Here is a 24,957-nt window from a genome sequence, read left to right as displayed (position 1 = left end):
CCCCCCTCAGTCCCCTGTCGGCACCAAGTCCCGCTCCACGGACGGGGATTCACGCCCCGGCACCGCGGTCCGCCGCAGCACCGTCAGGGCGACGGCCACGGCCGCGACCAGCAGTGCCGCGCCCAGCGTCAGGCCGAACCCGTACCCGTCGGAGAGCGCACCGAGCGTCGCGCGTCCGCCCGTGCGGTGCTGCGCGGCGGTGCCCAGGGCGGCGAGGCCGAGGGAGGCGCCGATCTGGCGGGAGCTGTTGAGCAGGCCGGAGGCGGTGCCGGTCTCGTGGGGCGCGACGCCCGCCGTGGCGGTGGAGACGACCGGGCCGAGGCAGAGGCCGAAGCCGACGCTGGCGACGATCGAGGGGCCGAGGATGTCGGCGGCGAAGGACCCGTCGGCGCTGATCATGCCGAACCAGCCGAGCCCGACGGCCGTCAGGATGCCGCCGGTGACGAGCAGGGTGCGCGGCGGGAAGCGGTAGCCCAACTTGATGGCGAGCACGGAGCCGCCGATCAGGCCGAAGGTGAAGGGCAGGAACATCGCGCCGGTCAGCGCGGGCCCCTTGCCGAGGATGTCCTGGAGGTAGAGGGAGACGAAGTAGAAGGACGGCGTCATGGCGGCGCCGACCAGGAGGTTGAACGCGTTCGCGCCGGAGACCGAGCGGTTGGCGAACAGGCCGAGCCGGATGAGGGGTTCGCGGGCCGTGGTCCGCTCGACGGAGAGGAAGGCGGCCAGCAGGACGACGGCGACGGCGAGCGTCGAGAGGGTGGCGCCCGAGGTCCAGCCGTGCCGGTCGGTGCGGACGACGCCGAAGACCAGGAGCGTCATGCCCGCGGTGGCGAGTACGGCACCGAGGACGTCCGGACGGCCGGCGCGCGCGTTCGGCGCGGTCGCGGTGACCCCGCGCCAGGCAAGTGCCAGCGCGCACGCGGCCATTGGCACGTTGACCAGCATGACCCAGCGCCAGCTCGCGTACTGCGTGAGCACACCGCCGATCACGACGCCGAAGGCGCCGCCCGCCGCGTTGACCGCGCTCCAGATGCCGAACGCCCTGACGCGCGCCCGGCCTTCGGGGAACGTCCCGGTCAGCAGCGCCAGCGCGGCGGGGGCGAGGGCTGCGGCGCCGATGCCCTGAACCGTGCGGGCGGCGACGAGTTGGGAGGGGTTCTGGGCGAGGCCGCCGCCGAGGGAGGCCAGGCCGAACAGGGCGAGCCCGAGCAGCAGCACCCGCTTGCGGCCGTAGCGGTCGGCCGCCTTGCCGCCGAGCAGGAGCAGACCGCCGTACGTCAGGGCGTACGCGTGGATCACCCAGGTCAGGCCGACCGGGCCGAAGCCGAGGCCGGACGCGATCTGGGGCAGTCCGACGTTCACGACGGACACGTCGAGCGACACCATGAACTGGACGACGGCGACGACCGCGAGGGTCAGCCCCGGGCGGAGGGCCGCCGGGGCCCCGCTCGGCGGGGCTGTCGGGGGCGCCGGGATGCCGGTGCCTCCGCCGGTGCCTCCGCCCGGACCTCCGCCCGGACCCCCCGGTTCGATCGGGCTGCTGCTCGGACTCTTCCTCATCCTCTTCCGCATCGCGGACTCCCCGTTCTCGGCGCCGGCGCGCGCCGCCGCTCTCTGCCGTCCCGACTTTAGGAACGTGTTCCGAAAGTAGCACCGGATGTACCGGATGGGAATCGGGAGGGGGGCGGACGGGGACGGACGGGGGGTGGACGGAGGCGGACGGGGGTACGCCGGGCGGCCGGGGCGGGCACGGCGGCCGTACGCGGCCGGTGCGCGCTTCAGGGGTACGGACGGACCCTCGCGCAGGTCACGGCGTACGTCGTACGGCCCGCGCGCGGCGGCGCGGCATGATGGGCCCATGCCCCGACCGCCCACACAGCCCGCGTCGCCCCAGCCGTCCGAGCAGCCCGCGCCGTCCGAGCAGCCCGCGCCGTCAAAGCCGTCCAAGCCGTCAAAGCAGCCCGAGCAGCCCGCGCCGTCCAAGCGCGCAAGCGCCGCCCCCGCGCCGAACGGCCGCACCGGCCGCCCGCCCGTGACCTCCCGCGCGGAGATCCTCACGGCGACCCGTCGGCTCATCGACCGCGACGGCTGGGAGAAGCTGACGATCCGGCGGCTGGCCGCCGAGCTGGGCATCGGGCCGACGACGCTCTACCACCACATCCGGGACAAGGAAGACCTGCTCGTCCAGTTGCTCGAACACCACATCAGCCAGCTCGAACGCCCCGAACTCCCCGCCGATCCGCGCGACCGCGTCATCGCGTCCGCCACCGCGCTGCACGACGCGCTCGCCGCCTGGCCGTGGGCGGCGGAGGTGCTGACCACGGACGGTTTCGTCGGGCTGCTCGACGAATCGGCGCTGTGGATGGTCGAGGGCATCGTGTCCGGGGCGGACGAACACGGCTGTACGCAGGAGCAGTCCGTGCACGTCTTCCGCAGCATCTGGTACTACACGGTCGGCGAGATCCTGGTGCGCGCGCACTCCGTACGGTGGCCGAGCGGCGGCGAACCGCCCGTGTTCCGCGAGACGTTCGACGCGGAGAAGGTGCCGCACCTGGCGGCCGTCAGCGGCCGGTGGCACGAACTGGCCCTACGGGACACGTATCGCGACGGGCTGCGGACATTCGTGGACGGGTTGCTCGCGGCGGGCGCGCCGGGGGCTCGGGGGCCGGGGGCTCGGGGGCCGGGCGGGGGCGCGTGACCCGTGCCCGGTGGGAGGGCATGACAACGACGTCCTGAACCGTTCGGTGTGCCGCCGCCTCGCCACCGCACGGGGGCTTGTTCGCGTACAGTCAGACCCGTACGCCCCGTACGCCAAATACGCCCCGTGCTCAACGCCTTGCTCAGGCTCCCCCCACTCTGAACAGACGTAGAGGAGAGGTACATTGCGCGCTCCGCGAGGTGTCAGGCGAGGTGTCAGGCGAAGCGTCAGGCGACGGGTCGGCCGACGGGGCACGCGCCGCGTCACGCCCTGGCTCGGCGCCCTGGCGGGTGCCTCTGCGCTCGTGCTGCTCGTCGGCGGACCTGCCGTGGCCGCCGTGCCGGTCGGGCAGCCGATGAGCGGGTCGATGACGTACTACAACGACGTCGGGTACGGCGCGTGCGGGACGCGGATCGACGCGTCCACGCAGTATCTGGTCGCGGTGTCGTACCAGTGGTGGACCTCGGCCAACCCCAACAACGACCCTCTGTGCGGCGGGATTTCGGTCCAGGTCACGTACAACGGCAAGACGCTCACGGTGCCGGTGGCCGACAAGTGCCCGACGTGCGACGCGACGCACATCGACCTGAGCCAGCCCGCGTTCGCGGAGTTCGCGCCGCTCGGGACGGGTGTCGTCACCGGCATCACCTGGCAGTTCGTCTCCTCGAACGGCACTCCCCCGCCGCTCGCCGCGCCCACCGGCCTGCACGCGACCGCCACCACCGACACCTCGGTCGCCCTGTCCTGGACCGGCGTCTCCGGCGCGGCCTCGTACACCGTCTACCGCGGCGGCGCCCAGGTCGGCACCACCGGAGGCACGTCCTTCACCGACACCGGCCTCACCGCGGGCACCGCCTACACCTACACGGTCGCCGCCGCCACCGCCTCCGGCACCGTCAGCCCCGCCTCGGCCCCCCTGTCCGCCACCACCACCGGAGGCGGCAGCGGCACCCCCGCCTGCCCCGCCCCCTGGAGCCCGTCCACCTCCTACGTCCCCGGCAACGCCGTCTCCTACAACGGCCACAAATTCACGGCGACTTACTACTCCACCAACGCCGTCCCCACCGACCCCTCCTCCTGGGCCGTCTGGACCGACAACGGCCCCTGCTGACACCCCAGTTGCCCGCCCCCTACGCCGGACGTCCGGCCAACCCCACTAGATCCGCCGCCCGAAGCACCCTCCCGGGAACGTCCGCCTTGGGGTCAGTCCTGGATCAGGCCCCCGGTCAGGACCGGGGGCACGTGGCCTGTTGGGGGCGGAGGCGGCCGCCGGTGACGCGGACGCGGTAGAAGACGCCGACGCGTTCCCGTGCCTCCCGGCCGAAGGCTGGTCGGGAAATGGTTCGGCGTCCGGCGGCTGGCTTCCTATGCTCGACGGATGGATTGGGGCGGGGAGTTGCTGAATGTCGTGGATGTCGAGGCGACGTGCTGGGACGGGCAGCCGCCGCCGGGGGCGGTGAGCGAGATCATCGAGATCGGGCTGACCGTGGTGGACCTGGCGGCCGGGGAGCGGGTGGGGCGGCACCGGTGGGTGGTGCGGCCGGTGCGGTCGCGGGTGAGCGCGTTCTGCACGGAGTTGACGGGGCTGACGCAGGCGGAGGTGGACCGCGGGGTGTCGTTCGCCGACGCCTGCGGGGAGTTGGCGCGGGAGCACCTGGCGGGGGCGCGGGTGTGGGCGAGTTGGGGGGACTACGACCGGCACCAGTTCACGCGGCAGTGCCGGGCGACGCAGGTCACGTACCCCTTCGGCAGGTCGCATGTGAACGCGAAGGCGGTGTTCACGCAAGGGTACGGGCTGCGCAAGCGGCCGGGGATGGCGGAGGCGCTGCGCGTGGCCGGGCTGCCGCTCGAAGGGCGGCACCACCGGGGCGAGGACGACGCCTGGAACATCGCCGCCCTCGTCCTCGACCTCGCGCGCGCCGACGCGTGGCCGACGCGCGAGGAGACGTACGGACCGCAACAGCCGTAGACCAAGGGCGCGTTCAAGCCGTGCCTACGCGGTGCGGACCAGGTCGCTCTCCCCGTCCGTGAGGAAGGCCGCCAGGGCCCGGCCCTCGTCCATGACCGCGTCGCGCTCCGCCCGCCGCAGCGGCCGGAGCGGGGTGACGGCGACGCCCCGCGCCTCCGCCGTCCACGTGGCGGCGACGCGGCCGTCGACCAGGACGACGCGCTGACCGGCGACGGACAGGCCGCGGTGGGCGTCGTCCACGATCCTGGTCCGGTCGGCGTAGCCGAGAAGGGCGTTGTCGAAGGCGGGCAGGAAGCGTACGGGCGCGGGGGTGCCGGGGTCGGGGCGCGGGGCGTCGGGGAGGTCGAGCAGTTCACGGCCCTGGGTGTCGCGGAAGGCGACGAGTTCGGGGCGTACGGCGGCGACCGCGGCGGGGAGCCCCGCGAGGCCGGACCAGGCGCGCAGGTCGGCGGTGGCGGCGGGGCCGTACGCGGCGAGGTAGCGGCGTACGAGCGCCTGTCCGACGAGGTCCTCCGCCGCGTCGTCCGCGGGCGGCGGGTCGATGTCGCGGCCCAGCCACGACGAGAGCAGGACGTTGCGGACGCCCGACTTCGTACGCCACAGGCCGCGCGGGGGCCGCTGCGCCATGGGGAGCAGGGCGGCGACGACGAGTTCGCCGAGGACGCGCCGGGGCGGGCCCGGCCAGCGGTCCGCGAGCGCCGCGACGATCTCGGCCATCGTGCGGGCCTCGCCGTCGGCCACGACGGCGCGGGCCGCCGCCGCCAGCGCGGCCAGGTCGATCCCGGCCAACTCCTTGCGGTACGTGCCCAGGACGCGCTGCCGCAGCATCGGATCGTGGCGGGCCCGCCAGGCGAGCGCGTCCTCGGCGGTGACGAGATGGACGGTACGGCGCATCAGATGGGTGCGCACCACCTCGCGCCCGGTCAACAGGCCGTCCAGCGCGGCGGGTTGGAAGCCGCGCAGCCGTGACCAGAGCCCGGTGAACGGCTCCTGCGGTTCCTGCGCCTGGACGCCGCCGAGGTGCGCGACGGCGTCCAGGACCGGCAGGTCCGAGCGCTCCAGCAGGAGTTGGCGGGCCAGGGTCGCCCGGTTCAGGGCGCGGCTGTCGAGCGGCGGCGTCACGTACGGCGTCACGTGCGGCATGACGAGGCGTCAGCCGCCGTACGGGGCAGTGACGTCCAGGACCCACACGACCCCGAAGCGGTCGGTGAGCATGCCGTACAGCGGCGCCCACTGCGCGGGCGCGAGCGGCTGCGCGACCGTCGAGCCGTCCGCCAGCTTCTCCCAGAGCGCGGTGATCTCCTCGGCGCTGTCGCCGCGCACCGAGACGAAGAAGGCGTTACGGCCCTGGTCCCAGGGCAGATGCGACGGGACGTCGTACGCCATGACGTGGAAGCCGTCGTCGGACACGACCTCGCCCCACATGATCCAGTCGGCCTCGCTCTCGGCCTGTACGGCGCCGGCGTCCTTGTACGTGACGGCGGCGAGGCGCCCGCCGAAGACGGACGCGTAGAAGTCGAGCGCCGCGCGGGCCTCGCCCCGGAAATTCAGGTGGGTGGCGGTCGTGACGGACATGGGTGGCTCCTTGCGCTGTCGGGTTCGAACCTTCGTGACCTGCGTTTTTCCCGGTCTGTGACCCACCCTCGCACCCGTACAGGACAGTTTCTGTCCTGTACTCGGGAGAGAATCGGACGTATGCAGAAAACGTCGGCCCGGCTGCTCTCCCTCCTGTCCCTGCTCCAGACCCGCAGGGACTGGCCGGGCGGCGAGCTGGCGGAACGCCTGGACGTCAGCGCCCGTACGGTCCGCCGGGACGTGGACCGGCTGCGCGAGCTGGGCTATCCCATCGCGGCCTCCAAGGGCCCCGACGGCGGGTACCGGCTCGACTCCGGGGCGCGGCTGCCGCCGCTGCTCTTCGACGACGACCAGGCCGTGGCCCTCGCTATCGCCCTGCGGATGGCCACGGGGGCGGGCGCGGGCATCGAGGAGGCAGCCGCCCGCGCGCTGGCGACCGTACGGCAGGTGATGCCGGCGCGGCTGCGGCACCGGATCGACGCCCTGGAGGTGACGGCCGTCCCGCCGCCCGGCGCCGCGACCGCCGACAGCGACGTCCTGACCGCGCTGGGCGCCGCCGTCCACGCCCGCGAGGTGCTGCGCTTCGACTACGCGGGCCCGCGGGAGCCCGAGGCCGGGGCCCCTGCGGCTCCCGCCGCGCAGGAGCCCGATTCCGTCGCGGAGCCCCGCCGCGTCGAGCCCGATTCCCCCGCCGCTCCCCGCCGCGTCGAGCCCCACCACCTCGTCGCGCGCGGCGGGCGCTGGTACCTCCTGGCCTGGGACCTCGACCGCGCCGACTGGCGCACCTTCCGGGCCGACCGGATTCGCCCCCGCACCCCCACGGGACCCCGCTTCACCCCCCGCGACCTGCCCGGCGGCGACGTGGCCGCCTTCGTCACCGCCCGTTTCCGCGGCGCCGAGGCCCCCGCGCGGGGCGCGGCCGACTGGCCCTGCCGCGGTGTCGTCGTGCTCGACCTGCCCGCCTCCGCCGTCGCCCCCTACGCCCGCGACGGCCTCGTCGAACCCCTCACCGCCGACCGCTGCCGCCTCACCCTCGGCTCCTGGTCCTGGCCCGCGCTCGCCGCCGCCCTCGCCCAGTTCGACACCGCCGTCGAGGTCATCGGCCCGCCCGCGCTCAAGGACGCCTTCGCGACCCTCGCCCGGCGCTTCGCCGCCACCGCCGGTCAGTAGGCCCCCGGCGGCCGGAAAACCGGAGGCGGACACGGGCGCGGGCCGCGACACTGGACGGCTGTCCGCATCCCCGCCCGCACCCGCACCCCCGGAGCCCGCCACGTCAGCCGAGCAACCCGCCACACCGGCCGAGCAACCCCCCACACCGGCCGAGCAACCCGCCACACCCGCCGAGCAACCCGCCACACCCGCCGAGCAACCCGCCACACCGGCCGAGCAACCCGCCACACCGGCCGAGCAACCCGCCACGCCCGCCGAGCAACCCGCGCCACCGCCCCCGTACCGCGTCCCCACCTGGCCCGAACTCGACCCGGAGCGCCACCCGTTCGCCTGGGACGACGCCGAGAAGGTGCGAGTCGAGGCGCTGGTCAGGGAGTTGGTGCCGCAGGTGCGGTCCGGCATGGCGGGCAAATGGGCGCGGGAGCGCCGCTGCGTGCCGCGGATCACCGCGCTCTTCGTCGAGCGGTACGGCTCCTGGGCGCGGGAGTGGAACTGGAGCGTCGGCGAGGGCGACAACGACGGTGGTGTGGTCGGCAGTTGGTGCTGCGGGGCGCACTCGGTGACGACACCGGACGCGACCGCGGCCAAGGCCGTCGCCGCGCTGACCGAGTGGCGGGACTGGCTGGAGGAACTGGCTGAGCGCTTCCGGGAGTTGGCCCCGGCGCCGGACGCCTCCCCCGAGCAGCGCAGTTGGCACCTGGAACGCGCGGCGGTCCGGCTGGTCACGCGCGTCGTGGACCGTACGCAGGCGGAGAGCGGCTGGTACGGAACGTGCCGACTGGTGCTGGGCTGGTACCTCACCTCCTGCGGAATGGGCGACGCCGAGGCCACGGCCGTGGTCGACAGCGCCATCGGCGGACGCTTCACGAGCTGGGTCGCCCCGCCGTCCACGCTCGTCGACTCGGTCGGCGAGGATCTGGCCGTCGCCCTGACCGGCCGCTTCCCCTACCGCGACCACCGCGAGTACAGCCACCTCGAAGAGCGGCACGACGGCGGATGACGTCCACCGCGCCGCAGCCGCGCGGGGACTCGGCCGTTCCCGCGAGCGCGTACGGGACCGGCCCCGACGCGCTGGCGGCCTGGTGCCGCGTACGGCGGCGGGTCGACTGGACGGCCACCGGCGCCGACGACGTGACGGCAGGCCGGATCACCCCGGCCGTCGACGGCTTCGCCGCCTGGTGCGCGGGCCCCGTCCGGCGCCGCGACCCCGTCCGCGCCCGCCGCCTGCTGGCCGCGTACGAGGCGGCCCGCGCCGACGCCGTACGCGAAGTGCCCCTGACGTTCGGCCTGTTGGCCGGGTGGCAGCGGACCGTGCTCGGTGCGGACGAGGCGGCGTTCAGGACCGGGGACGCGTACGCGAAGGGCGGCCGGGAACGGTACGGGCTGAACTCGCGCACCCCGGCGGACTTCGCGGAGTGCCTGGCCCAAAGCGCGGACGCCGCCGTGCCGTTGGCCGCGCGCGCCGCCCGGACGTATCTGGACGTGGCCTTCTTCCACCCCTTCGCCGACGGCAACGCCCGTTCCGCGCTGCTGGCGTTGACGTATGTGCTCGCCCGCGAAGGCGTCGTCCTGCGCGAGGTGGGTCCGCTCACGATCGCGCGTTACGCGGACGACGCGGCGGGAGCCGCCGATCTCGCCGTGCTCGTCACGGTCCTCGCGCGACCGTCGGCGAGCCGGAGAACGGTCTGACCCCAGTCGTACATCTCCCGTACACCGCACGTTCGCCGCGATGACATCCCGCGGCCATCTCTTCGCGGCTCCTCGTGTGTGTTGCGGCACGTTCGGCCGCGTCGGCCGGGCGTCGGCGGGCGGGGCGGAAGGGACGGTCGCCGCGCAGGTCAGAGGGGGCGCGAGAGGGGGCGGAAACGCGTTCGAAACGCGGGTGGGCGCGGGGTCGCTCGGGAGGCGGCGCGGAAGGGCCGCCCGTAAGATTGGTCGGCTTGTCTTGCTTTGTACGCCTGAGCAGGGTGCCGGGCCCCCGGACGGGGGACGAGGGACGAGGAGCGCATGGATCTGAGCGTGGAGAGCGACCCGCTGCGGGATGTGGACCTGCTGCTGGGAGTGCTGGACGCGGCCGAACGGCCGAGCGTTCCGCACGCCCACTTCGCGGGAGGTACGGCCGCCGGGGCGCGGACGCTGCTGGACGTGCTCGACGCGACCGTCCTCGCGCACCCGCAGGAGCCCGCGCTGGACGACGGGCGCACCGCGCTGACGTACCGCGCGCTGGCCGCCGAGGTCGACACGCTGCGGCGCGGGCTCGCGGCGGCCGGGATCGGGCCGGGCGACCGGGTCGGTGTCCGGGTCCCCTCGGGCAGCAACGACCTGTACGTCAGCATCCTGGCCGTGCTCGCGGCGGGCGCCGCCTACGTCCCGGTGGACGCCGAGGACCCGGACGAGCGGGCCGAGCTGGTCTTCGGCGAGGCGCGGGTGGCCGCCGTACTGGGCGCGGACCGCGCCCTCACCCTGACCGGCACCCGTCACGCGCCGAACGACCCGCCCGCGTCGAAGGCCCCGCGCCGCCCCTCCCCCGACGACGACGCCTGGATCATCTTCACCTCGGGCTCGACCGGCCGCCCCAAGGGCGTCGCGGTCACACACCGCAACGCGGCGGCGTTCGTGGACGCCGAGGCCGCGCTGTTCCTCCAGGACGAGCCGATCGGTCCCGGCGACCGCGTGATGGCGAGCCTGTCGGTGGCCTTCGACGCCTCGTGCGAGGAGATGTGGCTGGCCTGGCGCAACGGCGCCTGCCTGGTCCCGGTCCCCCGCTCGCAGGTGCGCGGCGGCAGCGACCTCGGGCCGTGGCTGGCCGAGCAGGAGATCACGGTGGTCTCGACGGTGCCGACGCTGGCCGCGCTGTGGCCCGCCGAGGCGCTGAACGAGGTGCGGCTGCTGATCTTCGGCGGCGAGGCGTGCCCGCCGGAGCTGGTCGAGCGGCTGGTCACCGAGGGCCGCGAGGTCTGGAACACCTACGGCCCGACCGAGGCCACCGTCGTCGCCTGCGCGGCGCTGCTGACCGGCGAGGGCCCGGTACGGATCGGGCTGCCGCTGGATGGCTGGGAGCTGGCCGTGGTGGACGAGGCGGGCGAGCCGGTGCCGATGGGCGGCAGCGGCCAGCTCATCATCGGCGGCGTCGGCCTGGCCCGGTATCTCGACGCCGAGAAGGACGCGGAGAAGTACGCGCCGCTGGAGTCGATGGGCTGGGCGCGCGCGTACCGCAGCGGCGACCTCGTGCGCGCCGAGCCCGAGGGGCTGCTGTTCCTGGGCCGCGCCGACGAGCAGGTCAAGCTCGGCGGGCGCCGGATCGAGCTGGGCGAGGTGGACGCGGCGCTCCAGGCGCTGCCGGGCGTGGCGGGGGCAGCCGCCGCCGTACGCACGACCAGGCGCGGCAATCAGCTGCTGGTCGGTTACGTGGTGGCGGGCGAGGGCTGGGACCGGGCCGCGGCCGTCGCGGAGCTGTCCACGAAGCTGCCCGCCGCCCTCGTACCGCTGCTGGCGACCGTCCCCGGCCTGCCGACCCGCACCTCGGGGAAGGTGGACAGGGCCGCGCTGCCCTGGCCGCTGCCGGAGTCGGCGGGCCCCGCGCCCGGCGAGGAGGCCGCCGAGCCGCTGCGCGGCACCGAGGCGTGGGTGGCCGAGCAGTGGACCGAAGTCCTCGGTGTGCCGGTGGTCGAGGCGCGCGACGACTTCTTCGCGATCGGCGGCGGCAGTCTGGCCGCGGCCCAGCTCACGACGCTGCTGCGGACCCGCTTCCCGTCGGTGGCCGTCGTCGACATCTACCAGGCGCCGACCGTGCGCAAGCTGGCCAGGATGCTGGACCGTTCCGTACGGGACGACCGCCCGGCCCGCGAGATCGCGCCGGTGCCCGCCCGCGCCAAGGCCGTCCAACTGCTCGCGCTGCTGCCGCTGTTCGCGCTGACCGGGCTGCGCTGGACGACCGGGCTGCTGGCGCTGGGCAACACGCTGGCCTGGACCGGCCACTACCCGTGGGCGCCCACCGCGTCCTGGTGGCTGGTCGCCGCCGGGGCCGTCCTGCTCTTCAGCCCGCCCGGCCGCCTCGCGCTGGCCGCGGCCGGTGCCCGGCTGCTGCTGCGCGGGCTGACCCCCGGCAGCTATCCGCGCGGCGGCGGCGTCCACCTGCGGCTGTGGGCGGCCGAGCGGCTGGCCGAGGCGACCGGCGCGACCTCGCTGTCCGGGGCCTGGCTGATCCGGTACGGCCGGGCGCTCGGCGCGCGGATCGGCCCGGACGTGGACCTGCACTCGCTGCCGCCGGTCACCGGCATGCTCAAGCTCGGCCGGGGCTGCGCGGTCGAGGCCGAGGTCGACCTCGCCGGGTACTGGCTGGACGGCGACCGGCTCGAGGTCGGCCCGGTGAAGGTCGGCTCCGGCGCCGTCGTCGGCACCCGCAGCACACTCCTGCCGGGCGCCAGGATCGGCAAGCGCGCGCAGATCACGGCCGGGTCCAGCGTCACCGGGCAGGTGCCGACCGGGCAGAGCTGGGCGGGCGCGCCCGCCGTCAAGGTCGGCAAGGCCGAGCGGCGCTGGCCCAAGCAGCGGCCCGCGCGCCGGGCCCGCTGGGCGGCGGCGTACGGCGCGAGCGGCGTCGGCGTGACGCTGCTGCCGCTGATCGCCGGGCTCGCGGCGCTGGCCGTCGCGGCCTGCCTGGTGCCCGCCCACAGCGGTCTCGGCGCCGCCGCGCGGGGCGCGCTCATCGCGCTCGTCCCCGCCACCCCCGCCTTCGCGCTGGTGTACGCGGCGCTGCTGATCGCCGCCGTCCGGCTGCTGAGCCTGGGCCTGCGGCCCGGCTGGCACCCGCTGCACAGCCGCGTCGGCTGGCAGTCGTGGACGGTCATCCAGCTCATGGACGCCGCCCGCGACAAGCTCTTCCCGCTGTACGCGGGCCTGATCACGCCCGTGTGGCTGCGGGCGCTCGGCATGAAGGTCGGCAGCGGCGCCGAGGTCTCCACGGTGCTGGCGATGCCGAGCCTCACCACCGTCGGCGACGGCGCGTTCCTCGCCGACGACGTCCTCGTCGCCCCTTACCAGCTCGGCGGCGGCTGGCTGCGGATCGGCGCGGCCGAGATCGGCGAGCGCGCGTTCCTCGGCAATTCGGGGATGACGGCGCCGGGGCGCGCCGTCCCGGACCGCGGCCTGGTCGGGGTGCTGTCGGCGACGCCGAAGAAGGCCAAGGAGGGCCGCTCGTACCTGGGCATGCCGCCGGTACGGCTGCCGCGCACGGCCGACGACGCCGACCAGAGCCTGACGTACGCGCCGCCGGTACGGCTGGTGTGGGCGCGCGGGCTGGTCGAGGTCTGCCGCCTGGTGCCGGTGCTGGCCTCCGCCGCGCTGGCCGTACTCGTCCTGGCCGTGCTGGCCCGGCTGGCCCGCGACGCGGGCGTCCTGGCGGTGGCGCTGCTGTCGGGGCCGGTGCTGCTGGCCGCGGGCGGCGCCGCCGCGCTGGTGTCGATCGCCGCGAAGTGGCTGCTCGTGGGCCGCTTCCGGGCGGTCGAGCGCCCGCTGTGGAGCGGTTTCGTGTGGCGCAACGAGCTGGCCGACACCTTCGTGGAGGTGCTGGCCGTGCCGTGGCTGCTCGGCGCGGTGCCCGGCACCGCCGTGATGAGCCTGTGGCTGCGCGGCCTCGGCGCGCACATCGGCCGGGGCGTGTGGTGCGAGAGCTACTGGCTGCCCGAGGCCGACCTCGTCACGCTGGAGGACGGCGTCAGCGTCAACCGCGGCTGCGTCCTTCAGACCCACCTCTTCCACGACCGGATCATGCGCATGGATACGGTGGTGCTCCGCACGGGCGCGACCCTCGGTCCCGGTGGCATCGTGCTGCCCGGCAGCGAGATCGGCGCCCGCAGCACCCTGGGGCCCGCGTCCCTGGTGATGCGCGCCGAGTCCATCCCCGCGGACAGCCGCTGGCTGGGGAATCCGGCCGAGGTGTGGTTCGAGGAGGAGCCGCCCGCGCGGCGGGGCGAGGCGTGAGAGGTCGTCCGCGGCCGGCCGGGGGCGGACGCGGTCCGTCGGGCGGCGCGCCACGTGCCGGCGCGCCGGCACGTGTGCCCGGCCCGTCCGGGGGAACGACCAGGCCGTACGGGGGTGCGGCCCGGTGGGAACGATGAGCGAGGAACCGTTGAGCCAGAAGCGAGCAGCCGGGCCGGGGGCGGCGGACCCGTACTTCCCCGCGCACGGCGACAGCCGTTACGGCGTCCACCGGTACGAACTGGCCCTGGACTACCGGCCCGCGTCCAACCGGCTGCGCGGCACGGCGCGGCTCAGCGCGGTCGCGGGCGGCGCGCCGCTGCGTGAATTCGCCCTGGACCTCGCCGACTTCAGGCTCCAGCGGGTCGTGGTCGACGGTCGGCCCGCGCACTACACGCACCGGGCGGGACGGCTGCGCGTACGGCCCGCGAAGCCGGTCGAGGCGGGCGCGGCCTTCACCGTCGAGGTGGCCTACACCGGCAACCCGCAGCCCATCAACAGCCAGTGGGGCGGCCTGGGCTGGGAGGAGCTGACCGACGGCGCGCTGGTGGCGAGCCAGCCGGTCGGCGCGCCGTCCTGGTACCCGTGCAACGACCGGCCCGCGGACAAGGCGTCGTACCAGATCGCGGTCACCGCGCCGTCCGCGTACACCGTGGTCGTCGGCGGGCGGCTGCTGTCCAGGACCACCAAGGCCAGCAGCACCACGTGGGTCTACGAGCAGGCGGCGCCCACGTCCAGCTATCTGGTGACGGTGTCGATCGGCCGCTACGAGACGGTCCAGCTCACCGGCGGCGCCTCGCTGTTCGCACCGCGCCGCCCGGTACCGCAGACCGGTTACGTACCGGCGGGGCTGCGCGGCGAATTCGCCGTCGACTTCGAGCGGCAGACCCGCATGATGGACTTCTTCGAGGACGTCTTCGGTCCGTATCCGTTCGGCGAGTACGCGGTGGTCGTCGCCGACGAGGAGCTGGACGTGCCGGTGGAGGCGCAAGGCATGGCCACCTTCGGCACCAACCACCTGGGGGGCAGGCGGCATTGGGAACGGCTGGTCGCCCACGAGCTGGCCCACCAGTGGTTCGGCAACAGCCTGTCCATCGGCGACTGGCGGCACATCTGGCTCAATGAGGGCTTCGCCAAATACGCCGAGTGGCTGTGGTCGGAGCACACCGGCGGCCCGCTCGCCGCCGCGCACGCCGCCACCGCCCACGACCGCCTCTCCCGGCTCCCGCAGGACCTGCGCCTGGGCGACCCGGGACGCCGTCTGATGTTCGATGACCGCCTCTACCAGCGCGGCGGCCTCACCGTCCACGCCCTGCGACTGGCCCTCGGCGAGGGCGCGTTCTTCCGGATGCTCAAGGCGTGGACGACCATAAACCGCCACTCGACGGTGGTCACGGCCGACCTCGCCGCGCACGCGGCGCGCTACAGCGCCGACTCGCTCGACCCGCTCTTCACGGCCTGGGTCCACCGCACGCCGCTGCCCCGGCTCTAGGGCGCGTCCGCCGGGGGGCCGGGCGCGGGCGGGGAGCAGGGAGCCGCGGTCGTGGCCCGCGTCGCGCGACGCGCACCCTGGACAGAAGCGGCGGGCTCGGTCACTCTTCTGCACCATGACGGTACCCAGCCCCCTGGTCAGCGCGGACTCGCCGCTGTCCGTGGCCGTCCCGGCCGTCGCCGAGCGGATCGCGGCGCTGCTGCGGTCGCCCTCGGACATGGCCGTGCCGATTCCCGGCGCGCGGTGGACGGTTGGGGAGGCGGCGGCGCATCTGATGCTGGCCAACGCCCTGATGGCGGACCTCGCCGCCGGGCGCGAGCGGTCGTACGGCGACGGGACGCCGGGCGGCCTGGCCGCTGCCAACACCGCGTCCCTGGAAGCCTTTACCGAGCGCGACCCGGCGATCCTGGCGGCCGGGATCGTCCGGCACGCGCGGGCGTTCACGGACACGGCGCCGTCCAGGGAGCCGGACGCCCAACTGGCCACCCCGATGGGCCCCATGGACCTCGGCCACCTCGGCGCGTATCTGCTCGCCCACATGCTCGGACACGGCTACGACATCGCCGTGGCCCTTCGCCGCCCCCACATGGTCAGCCCCCAACGGGCCCTGCTCACCGTCCCGTTCCTCATGACGGCCATGCCCCGCGTCGTCGAACCCCGCACCGCCGCCGGGCACACCGCCTGCTACGACCTCCGCCTGCGCGGCGGCCCCCGCTTCACGGCCACCTTCACCGACGGGGCCCTCGCCGTGACCGACGCCCCGCCGCGCCGCCCCGACTGCACGATCGTCACCGAGCCCGTCACCTTCCTCCTCATCGCCCTCGGCCGCCGCACCGCCACGAGCGCGCTCGCGCGCGGCGCGATCCTGGCCTGGGGCCGCAGGCCCTGGCTCGCGCCGCGCTTCCCGACGCTGTTCACGGCGCCCTGAGCCGGGGGCGCTGAGCCGGGGCCTTGAACCGGGGTCTTTGAGCCGGGGCGCCGACTCCGTGTTCAGGCAGCGCTCAGGCCGTGCCGACGAGGCCCGACTCGTACGCGATGATGACCAGCTGGACCCGGTCGCGGGCGTCCAGCTTCGTGAGCAGGCGGGAGATGTACGTCTTGACGGTCGCGCCGCTGATGAAGAGCTCGGCGGCGATCTCGGCGTTGGCGCGGCCGAGGCCCACGAGGGTGAGGATCTGGCGCTCGCGGTCGGTGACGGCGGCCAGCCGCGCGGGAGCGTGTGCGTCCACCGGCCCCGCGGGCGGCGGCTGTTGGGCGAAGTGCGCGATCAGGCGGCGCGTGACGGCCGGGGCGATGAGGCCGTCGCCCGCCGCCACGACGCGGATCGCGGCCAAGATGTCGTCCAGCGCCATGTCCTTGACCAGGAACCCGGACGCGCCCGCGCGCAACGCCCCGTAGACGTGCTCGTCCTGGTCGAAGGTCGTCAGCACGAGGACGCGCGGGACCCCGGTCGCGTACACCGGGTCCTCGGTGATCCGGCGCGTCGCCTCGATGCCGTCCATGCCGGGCATGCGGATGTCCATGACGACGACGTCCGGCCGCAGTTCGGCGCTCAGCCGTACGGCGTCCTCGCCCGTACCCGCCTCGCCGACCACCGCGAGGTCCGGCGCGTCGGTGATGATCATGTCGAGGGAGGCGCGGACGAGGGGCTGGTCGTCGACGAGGAGGACGCGCACGGGGACCGCAGGTCCGGCGGCGTCGGCGGTCATCGGACGGGCTCCGCGACCGGCATACACGTGAACGTCCCCGCGTCGGCAGCTGGTTGGGCCTCCTGGGGCGGCACCGGCAGCCGGGCCGTCACGCGGAAGCCGCCGTCGGGGCGCGGCTGCGCCGAGAAGTCGCCGTGCAGCAGTCCGACGCGCTCGCGCATGCCGACGATGCCGTAGCCGCCGCGGGCCGGGGCCCGTACGCCGTGCGTCGTCGTACGCGCCGGGTGCGGCTCCGGGTCCGCGCCCGGGTTGCTGACCTCGACGGCCAGCTCCGCCGCGCGGAAGTCGATGGTCACCGCGCAGGACCGCGCGCCCGCGTGCCGTACGACGTTCGTCACCGCCTCCTGGACGATGCGGTACGCCGACAGCTCGATCTCCGGCGGGAGTTGGCGCCGTACGCCGGACCAGGTCACGTCCACGCGCACGCCCGCGGCGGTCGTGGTCTCGGCGAGCCGGGGCACGTCGGCGATTCCCGGCGCGGGGGCGGCCCGTACGGCCTCGCGCGTACCGTCTCCGCCCGCGTGGGCGCCGCCCGCCTGCGCGCCGCGCCCGGTCGCGACCGTCCCGGCAGAGCCGTTCCCCTGCGCGCTGTTCGCGTCCGCGCCATTGCCGTCCGTGCCGCTCCCGTCAGAGCCGTTCCCGTCCGCGCCGTTCCCGTCCGCCTCGCGCAGGGCGCCGAGCATGCGGCGCAGCCCGGTCAGCGTCTCCCGCCCCGCCGTCTCGATCTCGCCGAGCGCGGCGCGGGCGCGGTCCGGCTGGGTGTCGAAGACCTGCCGCGCCGCACCGGCCTGGAGCGCGACGATCCCGATGGTGTGCGCGACCATGTCGTGCAACTCCCGCGCGATCCGCAGGCGTTCGGAGGTGATCGCCCGTTCCGTCGCCTCCGCGCGCAACGCCTCCGCGTGCGCGTGGCGCTGCCACACCGCGTTGCCGACCAGCCACACGATCGCCGTCGTGAGCGCGGCCGTCAGCGTCGTCGTCGCGTCGGTCTCGTAGCCGAGCAGCGCGCGACCGCCCGAGTAGCCGACCAGCGTGGCCAGCGCCAGCACGCCCGCCGTCGCCGACGTGCGCAGCGGCTGCGTCGCCGCCAGATAGCAGACCGCCACGTCCACCGCGAGGAACTGCAACAGCGGGATGTCCCCCACCGCCATGGCCAACACCGAGCAGACGGTCCCGGTGAGCAGCAGGCACAGGGCGGGGAGCGGGCGGCGCTCGCGGCGCGCGGCGGCCAGGACGAGGACGGCCGCGAGGACTTCGTCCAACTGGTTGCCGAGGCTCAGGTCGAGGACGCTGAGGCCGCGGGTCTGCGTCTGCTCGAAGACGGTGTACGCGGTGACCGCGAACCAGATCAGCGCCATCCACGTACCCGGCCGTACGCGGGAGAGGCGTTTGAGCGGTGAGTGGGTGAAGTCCATGCTCAGCTCCCTGCCCAGGTCCATGCTCCGAGCGTAACGACCGTCCCCCACCTGGGCATTCACCCGGGGACGTAAGCCCGTGGGCGTACGGCGGGGCGGACCGTTCCGCGACCGGCGGACAGGGGACGTCCTCCGGCGGCCGATGACCCGCGCCGCTCCGGACGGCAGCGTGGTCCCGTGATCGAAGTCAGCCATCTCACCAAGCGCTACGGCCGGACCACCGCCGTCAACGACCTGTCCTTCACCGTCCGCCCCGGCCACGTCACCGGCTTCCTCGGCCCCAACGGCTCGGGCAAGAGCACCACTTTGCGGATGCTCGTCGGCCTGCACACCCCCACTGGCGGCACCGCGACCATCAACGGCCACGACTTCCGTACCCGCCGCCGGGGCCTGCGCCACGTCGGCGCGCTGCTCGACGCGGGCGACGCGCACGGCGGGCGCACCGCGTACGACCATCTCCGCTTCCTGGCCCGCAGCAACGCCGTTCCGCGCGGCCGGATCGACACCGTCCTGCGCGAGGTCGGGCTCGGCGACGCCGCCGGCCGGCGCATCGGCGGCTTCTCGCTCGGCATGCGGCAACGGCTCGGTATCGCGGGCGCGTTGCTCGGCGATCCGCCCGTGCTGCTCTTCGACGAGCCGCTGAACGGGCTCGACCCCGAGGGCGTGCTCTTCGTCCGTGCGCTGTTCAGACGGCTGGCCGCCGAGGGGCGCACCGTCTTCGTCAGCAGCCACCTCATGACGGAGATGGAGCACACCGCCGACCGGCTCGTCGTCCTCGGCCGGGGTCGACTCCTCGCCGACGAGAGCGTTTCCGCCTTCGCCGCGCGCGGCGCGCGGCAGCGCGGGCAGGTCGTCGAGGTCCGCGCCGACGACCCGGCGGGGCTGGTGATCGCGCTCACGCGAGCGGGCGCCCGGGTGACGCAGGCGCCGGACGGCCTGCTCACGGTGACGGCTGCCGAAGGCTCCGGGATGGACGCCGTACGGATCGCGGGGATCGCCGTGGAGCACGGCATCCTCGTCCACCAACTGACGACGCTGAACGGCTCGTTGGAGCAGGCGTTCATGGAACTGACAGGTATGAGCGTGGAGTACGCGGCGGAGTCGGGAGAGCGGTCATGAGTACGGAATCCGGCCTTCTCGAACCCGCCCCCCGCTTCTGGGACTTGCTGGCGGCGGAGTGGATCAAACTGTGGTCGCTGCGGTCCATCCCGTGGTTCGTGCTGCTCAGCGCCCTGGCCGCGGTCGGCGTGAACGCCAACGCCGCGCGCGCCGCCCGCGCGCACTGGCACTCCGGGCCGCCCCCGTTCACCGCGCACGGCGCCCTGCAAGAGGCGTTCAGCCGTCCCGCCGCCGCCTGGGTCCTGCTGGCCATGGGCGCGGTGGGCGCCATCGCGATCCTCAGCGAACAGACCACCGGCCTGCTCCGTACGACGTTCTGCGCCGTCCCCGCCCGCCGGGAGGTCATGGCCGCCAAGGTCCTGGTCGTCACGGCGGTCGCCGCCGTCTTCGGCGTCCTCACCGTCGCCGCCTCCGTCTGGTGCGACGCGGCCATTTTGTACGGCCGTTACACCGGCGTCCCCCTCACCGACGCCGTCGCCCTCCGCATCACCGCCGCCTCCGCCGTCCTCGCCCCGCTCGGCGCCCTCATCGGCCTCGGCCTCGGCGCCGTCATCCGCCACAGCGTCGCCACCATGGTCACGCTGTTCCTTCTCGCCTTCATCCTCCCCGTCTCCATCACCGACCGCACCCACCTCAGCGCCACTCTCACCCACGCGCTCCCCTTCAACGCCTGGTACCGCCTCACCCTCCCCATCGCCATCCTCCACGCCCCCTACCCCTCCACCATCCCCGGCGCCTGGCTCACCTTCGCCGCCTGGGCCGCCGCCCCCGCCCTCCTCGTCCTCCTGACGGTCCCCCGCCGCGACCAATAACGCCGCCCCGGCGGGGGCTGCGCTTCGCCTTGACCTCGCCGTCGGGGGGCGGCGGGCCCGGGCGGGGGGCGCGCCGGGGCGGCGGGCGCGCCGGGGCGAGGTCGGCGACGGTGGGCCGTCGCGGCGGCGTCCGGGGGGCATCTCCGCGTGCGAGGGGGCAGGGCGCTGGTGCGCCGGGAGCTGGAAGCGGCCGGGGGGGGCATCCCCGCGTGCGCGGGGGCAGCATGCGCCCGGGTGTGGACGCGGGTGCCGAGGTTCGGGTCATCCCCGCGTGCGCGGGGGCAGGGTCTCGTGGGGCCGGAGACGTGGCGCCGCCTGGGGTCATCCCCGCGTGCGCGGGGCAGTACGCTGCCGCGATCCTGCGGGTCAGGGCGCCGGGCTCATCTCCGCGTGCGCGGGAGGGCAGGAGGTCGCCGCGCTTCTGGCCAGCACGGGGTGGGGGTCATCCCCGCGTGCGCGGGGGGGGGGAGGGGCCTACTGCCCCACCGTTTCCCGGCCGCCAGGGGTCATCCCCGCGTGCGCGGGGGGGCAGCTGCTCCTCGATGCCGGCCGCTCCCTGACCTGGGGGGCATCCCCGCGTGCGCGGGGGGCAGGTGATCCCGTTCGCGCTGGACCTCCGGGGCCCGGGGTCATGCCCGCGTGGGCGGGGAGCGGCTGAGGTCGTCATGAGGTTCGTGGAGCGGGCCGGGGGCCCTGGGCGAGGCGCGCCTCGGCAGCCGCCGTCCCGGCTGACGCGGGGTGACGACGCGCCGTGCCATCGCCGCGCGATACGCGATGGCGCGGCCGTCAGCGGGTGACGGCGACCGCTCACAAGGCGCGCCGCATGCAGACCAGTTGCTCCCGCTCGTCCCACGAGTCGGTGACGGTGAAGCCGAGCCGTTCGTACAGCGCGATGGCCCCGGTCCGCCACTTCCACACCGAGAGCCGGACCGTATCCGCGCCGTTCTCCGCCGCCTGCGCGAACGCCGCGCCGAGCAGGGCGGACGCGACGCCCCGGCCACGGAACTCGGCTTCGGTCCAGAGCCTCTTGACCTCGGAGTGCCCGTGGTCCGGACGCGTCACCACCACGCAGCCCACGGCGGCGTCCCCCACGAGCGCCACCAGCACGACATCGGCGGCGAACGCGCTCCGAGGGTCGGTGATCTCCGCCCGGTACCGATCCGGCAGCCCGTCCACCCCCGCGACCGGCTCCCCCTTCTCGGCCTCGGTCCGCAGGTGGTAGGCCGCCAGCAGCCCGTCCAGCCCGTCCCCGGCCGAAGGTGCCTGGTCCGGCCACCGGACGACGGCGACCTCAGGTTGATCACTCATGCCGCCAGCATCACACGGGGCGCCCTTTCGTCCGCACCCACCCCGTATCGACCGTCAGCGGCCTCGACGCACGCAGTCGAGCCTCCGACGTGCCCCGCTCCCCTCCGCGACCGCAGCTCCCGCCGTACGCCCCGCACCGCCCGGTCGGAGAAACGGGAGGCCCTACGCCCCCTCCAGCGTCGGTGAGTCCCGACGAGCGGTCATCCCCGCAGGCGCGGGGACCGCCCCTGGGTAACGGTGTGGTGGACGACCACGCCGGGGTCATCCCCGCGTGTGCGGGGAGCGGCAGGACGCGCCCCGGCCGCTGGCCCGCGTGCGGGGGTCATCCCCGCGTACGCGGGGAAATGGCTTGCTGACGTGCGGAGTTGCCGGGCGCAGAGCCCGGGTTGAGCCGGGTGCAAAGGGTCAGGCAGAGGCGGCGAACGGCGTCGCGACGAGGCCGCCCGCGTACAGGGTAGGGCCGAGGATGCGGCGGGGACTCAGCGGGCGGGGCCCGGCACCGCAGAGTCGCCCCACGGCGCAGGCGCAGAGGCAGGGGCGGGGACGAGGGCCCAGACGACCTTGCCGGGGGCGCCCGCGCGCGGGGCGACACCCCAGCGGCCGTGGGTGACGGCGTCCACGAGGAGGAGCCCGCGCCCGCGTTCGGCGGCAAGATCAGGGGTGGGGGCGTCGAGGAGGACGGGTAAGGAACCGCCGGCGGCGTCGTGGACTTCGAGGAGCAGGCCGTCGGCGAGCCGATGGGCGCTGACGCCGAACTGCTTGCCGGGAACGTGCCCGTGGCGCTGTGCGTTGGCGGCGAGTTCGGCGAGGACGAGGCAGGCGGCCTCGGCCACGTCGCGTTCGGCCCGCCACGCGGCAAGGGTTCGCATCAGCGAGTGACGGGCGCGCCGTACTCCCAACGCCGTTGGGGGCCACAGCTCTTGTGGATCGGTGTACGGCTGCGGGGGCGGCGGCGCGCCACCGCCCTTCGCCTCTACGGCAACTCCCGACATAGCGCCTTACCGTCTCTCCGTGCGTGATCGAATTCTCACTTTCCGTACACAAGCGTGAGGCGGGAGCCATACGATCGCCAGGGGTCGGCCGTTGACCCCGCGAACAGCAAGGGGTACGGGCCCGGTTACGTGGCCGCCGCCGCGAAACCCGCAGGCGGAGCCGCCAATCGGCGCTGGCCACAGGCTCGTTGCCCACGGCGGAGGCAAGGCGAAAGGAACGGGCGCTCGGATGATCGACGGAGCCGAGGACGAACTCAGCCCACGCGCGATGCTCGCGGCCGAACTCACCAGACAGCGGGAGCGCGCCGGTTGGACGCTGGCCGAACTCGCCGATCGTTCCAAGTACGACCCGTCGTATCTCCAACGGCTGGAGAAGGGCGTCCGGCTCGGCTCCCTCGACGCCATCGACGCGCTCGACCGGCTGTACGGAACCGGTGACCTGCTCAGCAAGTTGTGGCGTGCCGCCAAGCGCGAGGCGGGGCAGAGCCGTTACCAGGGCTTCAAGGACCTGGAGGCCGAGGCGACGAGCATCCAGGAGTTCGCCATCAGCAGCGTCCCCGGCCTATTGCAGACGCCGGAGTATGCCGAGGCCCAGATCCGCGTCCACAGCGCCGACACCGCTGACGAGCCGCTTGCCGACCTGGTCCACGACCGGATAACGCGGCAGGACCGGCTGACCGGCGTGAAGCGCCTGAACTACAGGGGTTTGCTGGACGAGTCGGTCATCCGACGCCCAGTTCAGGACCACGCGGTGTGGAACGACCAGCTCAAGCGCTTGATCGAGGCAGGGCAACAGCCCAACATCACGCTTCACGTCGTGCCGTTCAGCGTCGGCCTGCACAATCTGCTCGGCAGTTCGCTGCAACTGCTGTGGCTCCCCAGCGGACGGACGGTCGCCTACGTCGAGAGCAGTTGGAGCGGCCAACTCGTCGAGGAAACAGAGGAGGTGGACCACTTTCGCTTGTCCTACGATCGTCTCCGGGACTCCGCACTGTCGCCGTCCGAGTCCCTCGACCTACTGCGATCCGCGCTGGAGGACCACTAGCCATGCCAAGCCCCGGACCGAACCTGAGCGCCGCCGCGTGGCGCAAGTCGTCCTACAGCGGCAACTCAGACCCGAACAGTTGCGTCGAGGTCGCCGACAACTTCCCCGGCACCGTCCCCGTACGCGACAGCAAAGACCCTCACGGCCCCGCCCTCACCTTCCCCACCGCCTCTTGGTCCGCCTTCATCGACGCCGTGAAGTCCGGCCAACTCCCCACCGCCTGAACGTCCGAGGACCAGTGATCATGCCAAGCACCGGACCGAACCTGAGCGCCGCCGAGTGGCGCAAGTCGTCCTACAGCGGCGGGGCGGACCCGGACAGTTGCGTCGAGGTCGCCGACAACTTCCCCGGCACCGTCCCCGTACGCGACAGCAAAGACCCCCACGGCCCCGCCCTCACCTTCCCCACCGCCTCCTGGTCCGCCTTCATCGACGCCGTGAAGTCCGGCCAACTCCCCACCGTCTAGCGGTCCGCCCCGGCGCGGGGTCGGGGCGGGGCCCGGGGCGGGGCGTCAGAGGACGGCGAGGCGGTCGACCAGCAGCTCGGTTCTGCGTTCGCTGTCCCCCGGCGGGAGCCGCCCGGCACGGGTCAGGGTGGCGAGTCCGTGCAGGGACGCCCAGAACAGCTCGGTGAACAGCCCCGGGTGGACGCCGTCCCCGGCCACCTCACCCAGGGTCTCCAGCAGAGCGGCGAACGCGTCCTTCAGCGGCTCCGGCGTGTCCTCGTGCGCGAAGGCGAGGCCGCCGTCGAGGTTGAACATGGCGTCGTAGACCGCCGGGTTGCGTTCGGCGAAGTCCAGGTAGGTGCGGGCGAGGGTGGTGACCCGGGCGCGCGGGTCGTCCACGGCGGAGGTCGCGGCCCGTATCGCCACGGCCATCTCGGCGGCGCCCTGGAGGGCGACGGCGCCGATGATCTCGCGCTTCCCCCGGAAGTGGCTGTAGAGGACGGGCTGGCTGTACTCGATGCGCTCGGCGAGGCGGCGCGTGGTGACCGCGTCCCAGCCCTGGCGCTCGGCGAGTTCGCGGGCCGTGGCCACGATGAGGCGTTCGCGGCCCGCCCGTTCGCGCTCCTTGCGTTCCTGTACCGACATGACTCGATTCTAGCACCGCTAGACAATCGAGCGGTAGCAGGTCTAGCGTTGCACCAACGGCTAGCAACGCTAGATCCGGATCTCCGGGAGGGTCACCATGCTCAACGCACTTGAGGTCATCACCACCGTGGTCGTCGGCGTGATGGTGGGGGTGGAGTTCTCCGTCGCCTTCGTCATGAACCCGATCTTCAACGCGCTCCCCGACGACAGCGGCCAGCTCGCCCGCGCCCACGGGGGTCGCATGCTCGGCGCCGTGATGCCGTTCTGGTACATCGGCTCGCTCGTCCTCGCCGCCGTCTGGGCCGTCGCCGGACGGCACCACGACGGCGTCGGCCTCGTCATCACCGGTGCCGCGCTGCTGATCGTCAGCGTGATCATGTCGATCCTGCTGCTCGTCCCCATCAACAACCAGAGCAAGACCTGGACCCCCGAGAATCGGCCCGCCGACTGGAAGCAGCAGATGAATCGCTGGGACCGCTTTCACTACGTCCGCGTCGCCGTCATCATCGCCGCCTTCGCCTTCCTGGCCGCCGCCCTCCTCTGACCGGGCCGCCCCGCCCCCGCCCAGGCGCTTGCGCGCGCCG

The 24,957-nt window shown here is 74.2% G+C and carries 23 protein-coding genes and 1 CRISPR repeat array; of the genes, 15 read left to right on the top strand and 8 right to left on the bottom strand.

Annotation, left to right across the window (positions count from 1 at the left end; all coding sequences use genetic code 11):
* Positions 1-6: 6 nt before the first annotated feature.
* A complete protein-coding gene (locus tag ACIOC1_RS03845; protein WP_401851617.1) occupies positions 7-1,572 on the bottom strand; it encodes an MFS transporter in 1,566 nt (521 codons plus the stop codon).
* A 286-nt stretch (positions 1,573-1,858) separates the two neighbouring features.
* Here ACIOC1_RS03845 and ACIOC1_RS03840 point away from each other — a divergent pair, with 286 nt between their 5' ends.
* The 3 genes from ACIOC1_RS03840 to ACIOC1_RS03830 all read left to right on the top strand — a co-directional run bounded on the left by ACIOC1_RS03840 (position 1,859) and on the right by ACIOC1_RS03830 (position 4,667).
* On the top strand, positions 1,859-2,698 hold the full coding sequence (locus tag ACIOC1_RS03840; RefSeq protein WP_401851616.1) for a TetR family transcriptional regulator: 840 nt from the start codon (positions 1,859-1,861) through the stop codon (positions 2,696-2,698).
* Positions 2,699-2,882: 184 nt separating this feature from the next.
* Positions 2,883-3,809 carry a cysteine/serine endopeptidase inhibitor gene (locus tag ACIOC1_RS03835; protein WP_401851614.1) on the top strand — a complete coding sequence of 309 codons (927 nt, stop codon included), beginning with the start codon at positions 2,883-2,885 and terminating at the stop codon, positions 3,807-3,809.
* A gap of 267 nt (positions 3,810-4,076) precedes the next feature.
* Entirely contained in the window at positions 4,077-4,667 is a 591-nt protein-coding gene (locus tag ACIOC1_RS03830; RefSeq protein WP_401851612.1) for an exonuclease domain-containing protein, read from the top strand.
* Positions 4,668-4,691: 24 nt separating this feature from the next.
* Here the strand turns inward: ACIOC1_RS03830 and ACIOC1_RS03825 are convergent, their stop codons facing one another.
* Complete coding sequence (locus ACIOC1_RS03825; RefSeq protein ID WP_401851610.1) at positions 4,692-5,801, bottom strand: winged helix DNA-binding domain-containing protein; 1,110 nt, start codon at positions 5,799-5,801, stop codon at positions 4,692-4,694.
* Positions 5,802-5,819: 18 nt separating this feature from the next.
* Complete coding sequence (locus ACIOC1_RS03820; protein WP_401851607.1) at positions 5,820-6,242, bottom strand: VOC family protein; 423 nt, start codon at positions 6,240-6,242, stop codon at positions 5,820-5,822.
* A 120-nt stretch (positions 6,243-6,362) separates the two neighbouring features.
* Here ACIOC1_RS03820 and ACIOC1_RS03815 point away from each other — a divergent pair, with 120 nt between their 5' ends.
* The 6 genes from ACIOC1_RS03815 to ACIOC1_RS03790 all read left to right on the top strand — a co-directional run bounded on the left by ACIOC1_RS03815 (position 6,363) and on the right by ACIOC1_RS03790 (position 15,811).
* Positions 6,363-7,412, top strand: coding sequence for a helix-turn-helix transcriptional regulator (locus ACIOC1_RS03815; RefSeq protein WP_401851605.1), 1,050 nt, complete (start codon positions 6,363-6,365; stop codon positions 7,410-7,412).
* A gap of 349 nt (positions 7,413-7,761) precedes the next feature.
* The gene (locus tag ACIOC1_RS03810) at positions 7,762-8,412 is read left to right on the top strand and encodes a hypothetical protein (RefSeq protein ID WP_401851602.1); all 651 of its coding nucleotides are present in this window, start codon (positions 7,762-7,764) and stop codon (positions 8,410-8,412) included.
* Positions 8,409-9,101, top strand: coding sequence for a Fic family protein (locus tag ACIOC1_RS03805; RefSeq protein ID WP_401851600.1), 693 nt, complete (start codon positions 8,409-8,411; stop codon positions 9,099-9,101). Before ACIOC1_RS03810 ends, ACIOC1_RS03805 begins: the two co-directional genes overlap by 4 nt.
* Positions 9,102-9,419: 318 nt before the next feature.
* Complete coding sequence (locus ACIOC1_RS03800; RefSeq protein WP_401851598.1) at positions 9,420-13,394, top strand: Pls/PosA family non-ribosomal peptide synthetase; 3,975 nt, start codon at positions 9,420-9,422, stop codon at positions 13,392-13,394.
* Between the two features lie 133 nt (positions 13,395-13,527).
* Positions 13,528-14,883, top strand: a complete 1,356-nt coding sequence (locus ACIOC1_RS03795; RefSeq protein WP_355339903.1) for a M1 family metallopeptidase — start codon at positions 13,528-13,530, stop codon at positions 14,881-14,883.
* Between the two features lie 115 nt (positions 14,884-14,998).
* A complete protein-coding gene (locus ACIOC1_RS03790) occupies positions 14,999-15,811 on the top strand; it encodes a maleylpyruvate isomerase family mycothiol-dependent enzyme (protein ID WP_401717510.1) in 813 nt (270 codons plus the stop codon).
* A gap of 73 nt (positions 15,812-15,884) precedes the next feature.
* On the opposite strand, the gene ACIOC1_RS03785 is transcribed toward ACIOC1_RS03790, so the two are convergent.
* Both ACIOC1_RS03785 and ACIOC1_RS03780 read right to left on the bottom strand, forming a co-directional pair.
* On the bottom strand, positions 15,885-16,592 hold the full coding sequence (locus tag ACIOC1_RS03785; protein WP_401851595.1) for a response regulator: 708 nt from the start codon (positions 16,590-16,592) through the stop codon (positions 15,885-15,887).
* Positions 16,589-18,031 (bottom strand): sensor histidine kinase, encoded by a 1,443-nt coding sequence (locus ACIOC1_RS03780; RefSeq protein WP_401851593.1) that lies wholly within the window; start codon positions 18,029-18,031, stop codon positions 16,589-16,591. The genes ACIOC1_RS03785 and ACIOC1_RS03780 overlap by 4 nt, the downstream gene beginning before the upstream one ends.
* Positions 18,032-18,184: 153 nt before the next feature.
* On the opposite strand from ACIOC1_RS03780, the gene ACIOC1_RS03775 reads away from it, so the two are divergent.
* Both ACIOC1_RS03775 and ACIOC1_RS03770 read left to right on the top strand, forming a co-directional pair.
* Positions 18,185-19,126 carry an ABC transporter ATP-binding protein gene (locus ACIOC1_RS03775; protein ID WP_401851591.1) on the top strand — a complete coding sequence of 314 codons (942 nt, stop codon included), beginning with the start codon at positions 18,185-18,187 and terminating at the stop codon, positions 19,124-19,126.
* A complete protein-coding gene (locus tag ACIOC1_RS03770) occupies positions 19,123-19,938 on the top strand; it encodes an ABC transporter permease (RefSeq protein WP_401851589.1) in 816 nt (271 codons plus the stop codon). Before ACIOC1_RS03775 ends, ACIOC1_RS03770 begins: the two co-directional genes overlap by 4 nt.
* 138 nt (positions 19,939-20,076) lie before the next feature.
* A CRISPR array of direct repeats spans positions 20,077-20,588; the repeat unit is 20 nt; unit sequence CATCCCCGCGTGCGCGGGGG.
* Between the two features lie 157 nt (positions 20,589-20,745).
* Here ACIOC1_RS03770 and ACIOC1_RS03765 read toward each other — a convergent pair.
* A complete protein-coding gene (locus tag ACIOC1_RS03765) occupies positions 20,746-21,246 on the bottom strand; it encodes a GNAT family N-acetyltransferase (RefSeq protein ID WP_401851587.1) in 501 nt (166 codons plus the stop codon).
* Positions 21,247-21,725: 479 nt separating this feature from the next.
* Positions 21,726-22,238 carry an ATP-binding protein gene (locus ACIOC1_RS03760; protein ID WP_401851585.1) on the bottom strand — a complete coding sequence of 171 codons (513 nt, stop codon included), beginning with the start codon at positions 22,236-22,238 and terminating at the stop codon, positions 21,726-21,728.
* A 229-nt stretch (positions 22,239-22,467) separates the two neighbouring features.
* On the opposite strand from ACIOC1_RS03760, the gene ACIOC1_RS03755 reads away from it, so the two are divergent.
* From ACIOC1_RS03755 to ACIOC1_RS03745, 3 genes are read left to right on the top strand one after another with little or no spacing between them, the layout of a single operon-like run.
* Complete coding sequence (locus tag ACIOC1_RS03755) at positions 22,468-23,283, top strand: helix-turn-helix domain-containing protein (RefSeq protein ID WP_401851583.1); 816 nt, start codon at positions 22,468-22,470, stop codon at positions 23,281-23,283.
* Between the two features lie 2 nt (positions 23,284-23,285).
* A complete protein-coding gene (locus tag ACIOC1_RS03750; protein ID WP_401851580.1) occupies positions 23,286-23,507 on the top strand; it encodes a DUF397 domain-containing protein in 222 nt (73 codons plus the stop codon).
* A 20-nt stretch (positions 23,508-23,527) separates the two neighbouring features.
* Entirely contained in the window at positions 23,528-23,749 is a 222-nt protein-coding gene (locus tag ACIOC1_RS03745) for a DUF397 domain-containing protein (RefSeq protein ID WP_401851578.1), read from the top strand.
* Between the two features lie 45 nt (positions 23,750-23,794).
* Here the strand turns inward: ACIOC1_RS03745 and ACIOC1_RS03740 are convergent, their stop codons facing one another.
* Positions 23,795-24,373 carry a TetR/AcrR family transcriptional regulator gene (locus tag ACIOC1_RS03740; RefSeq protein ID WP_355339870.1) on the bottom strand — a complete coding sequence of 193 codons (579 nt, stop codon included), beginning with the start codon at positions 24,371-24,373 and terminating at the stop codon, positions 23,795-23,797.
* A 97-nt stretch (positions 24,374-24,470) separates the two neighbouring features.
* Between ACIOC1_RS03740 and ACIOC1_RS03735 the strand changes: the two genes are divergently transcribed.
* Positions 24,471-24,917, top strand: a complete 447-nt coding sequence (locus ACIOC1_RS03735) for a DUF1772 domain-containing protein (protein WP_355339867.1) — start codon at positions 24,471-24,473, stop codon at positions 24,915-24,917.
* Positions 24,918-24,957 lie beyond the last annotated feature (40 nt).

The organism is Streptomyces sp. NPDC088197, assembly GCF_044741185.1.
Lineage (GTDB): Bacteria > Actinomycetota > Actinomycetes > Streptomycetales > Streptomycetaceae > Actinacidiphila.
Note: the sequence above shows the minus strand (reverse complement) of the source record. Positions and strands in the feature narration are given on the sequence as shown.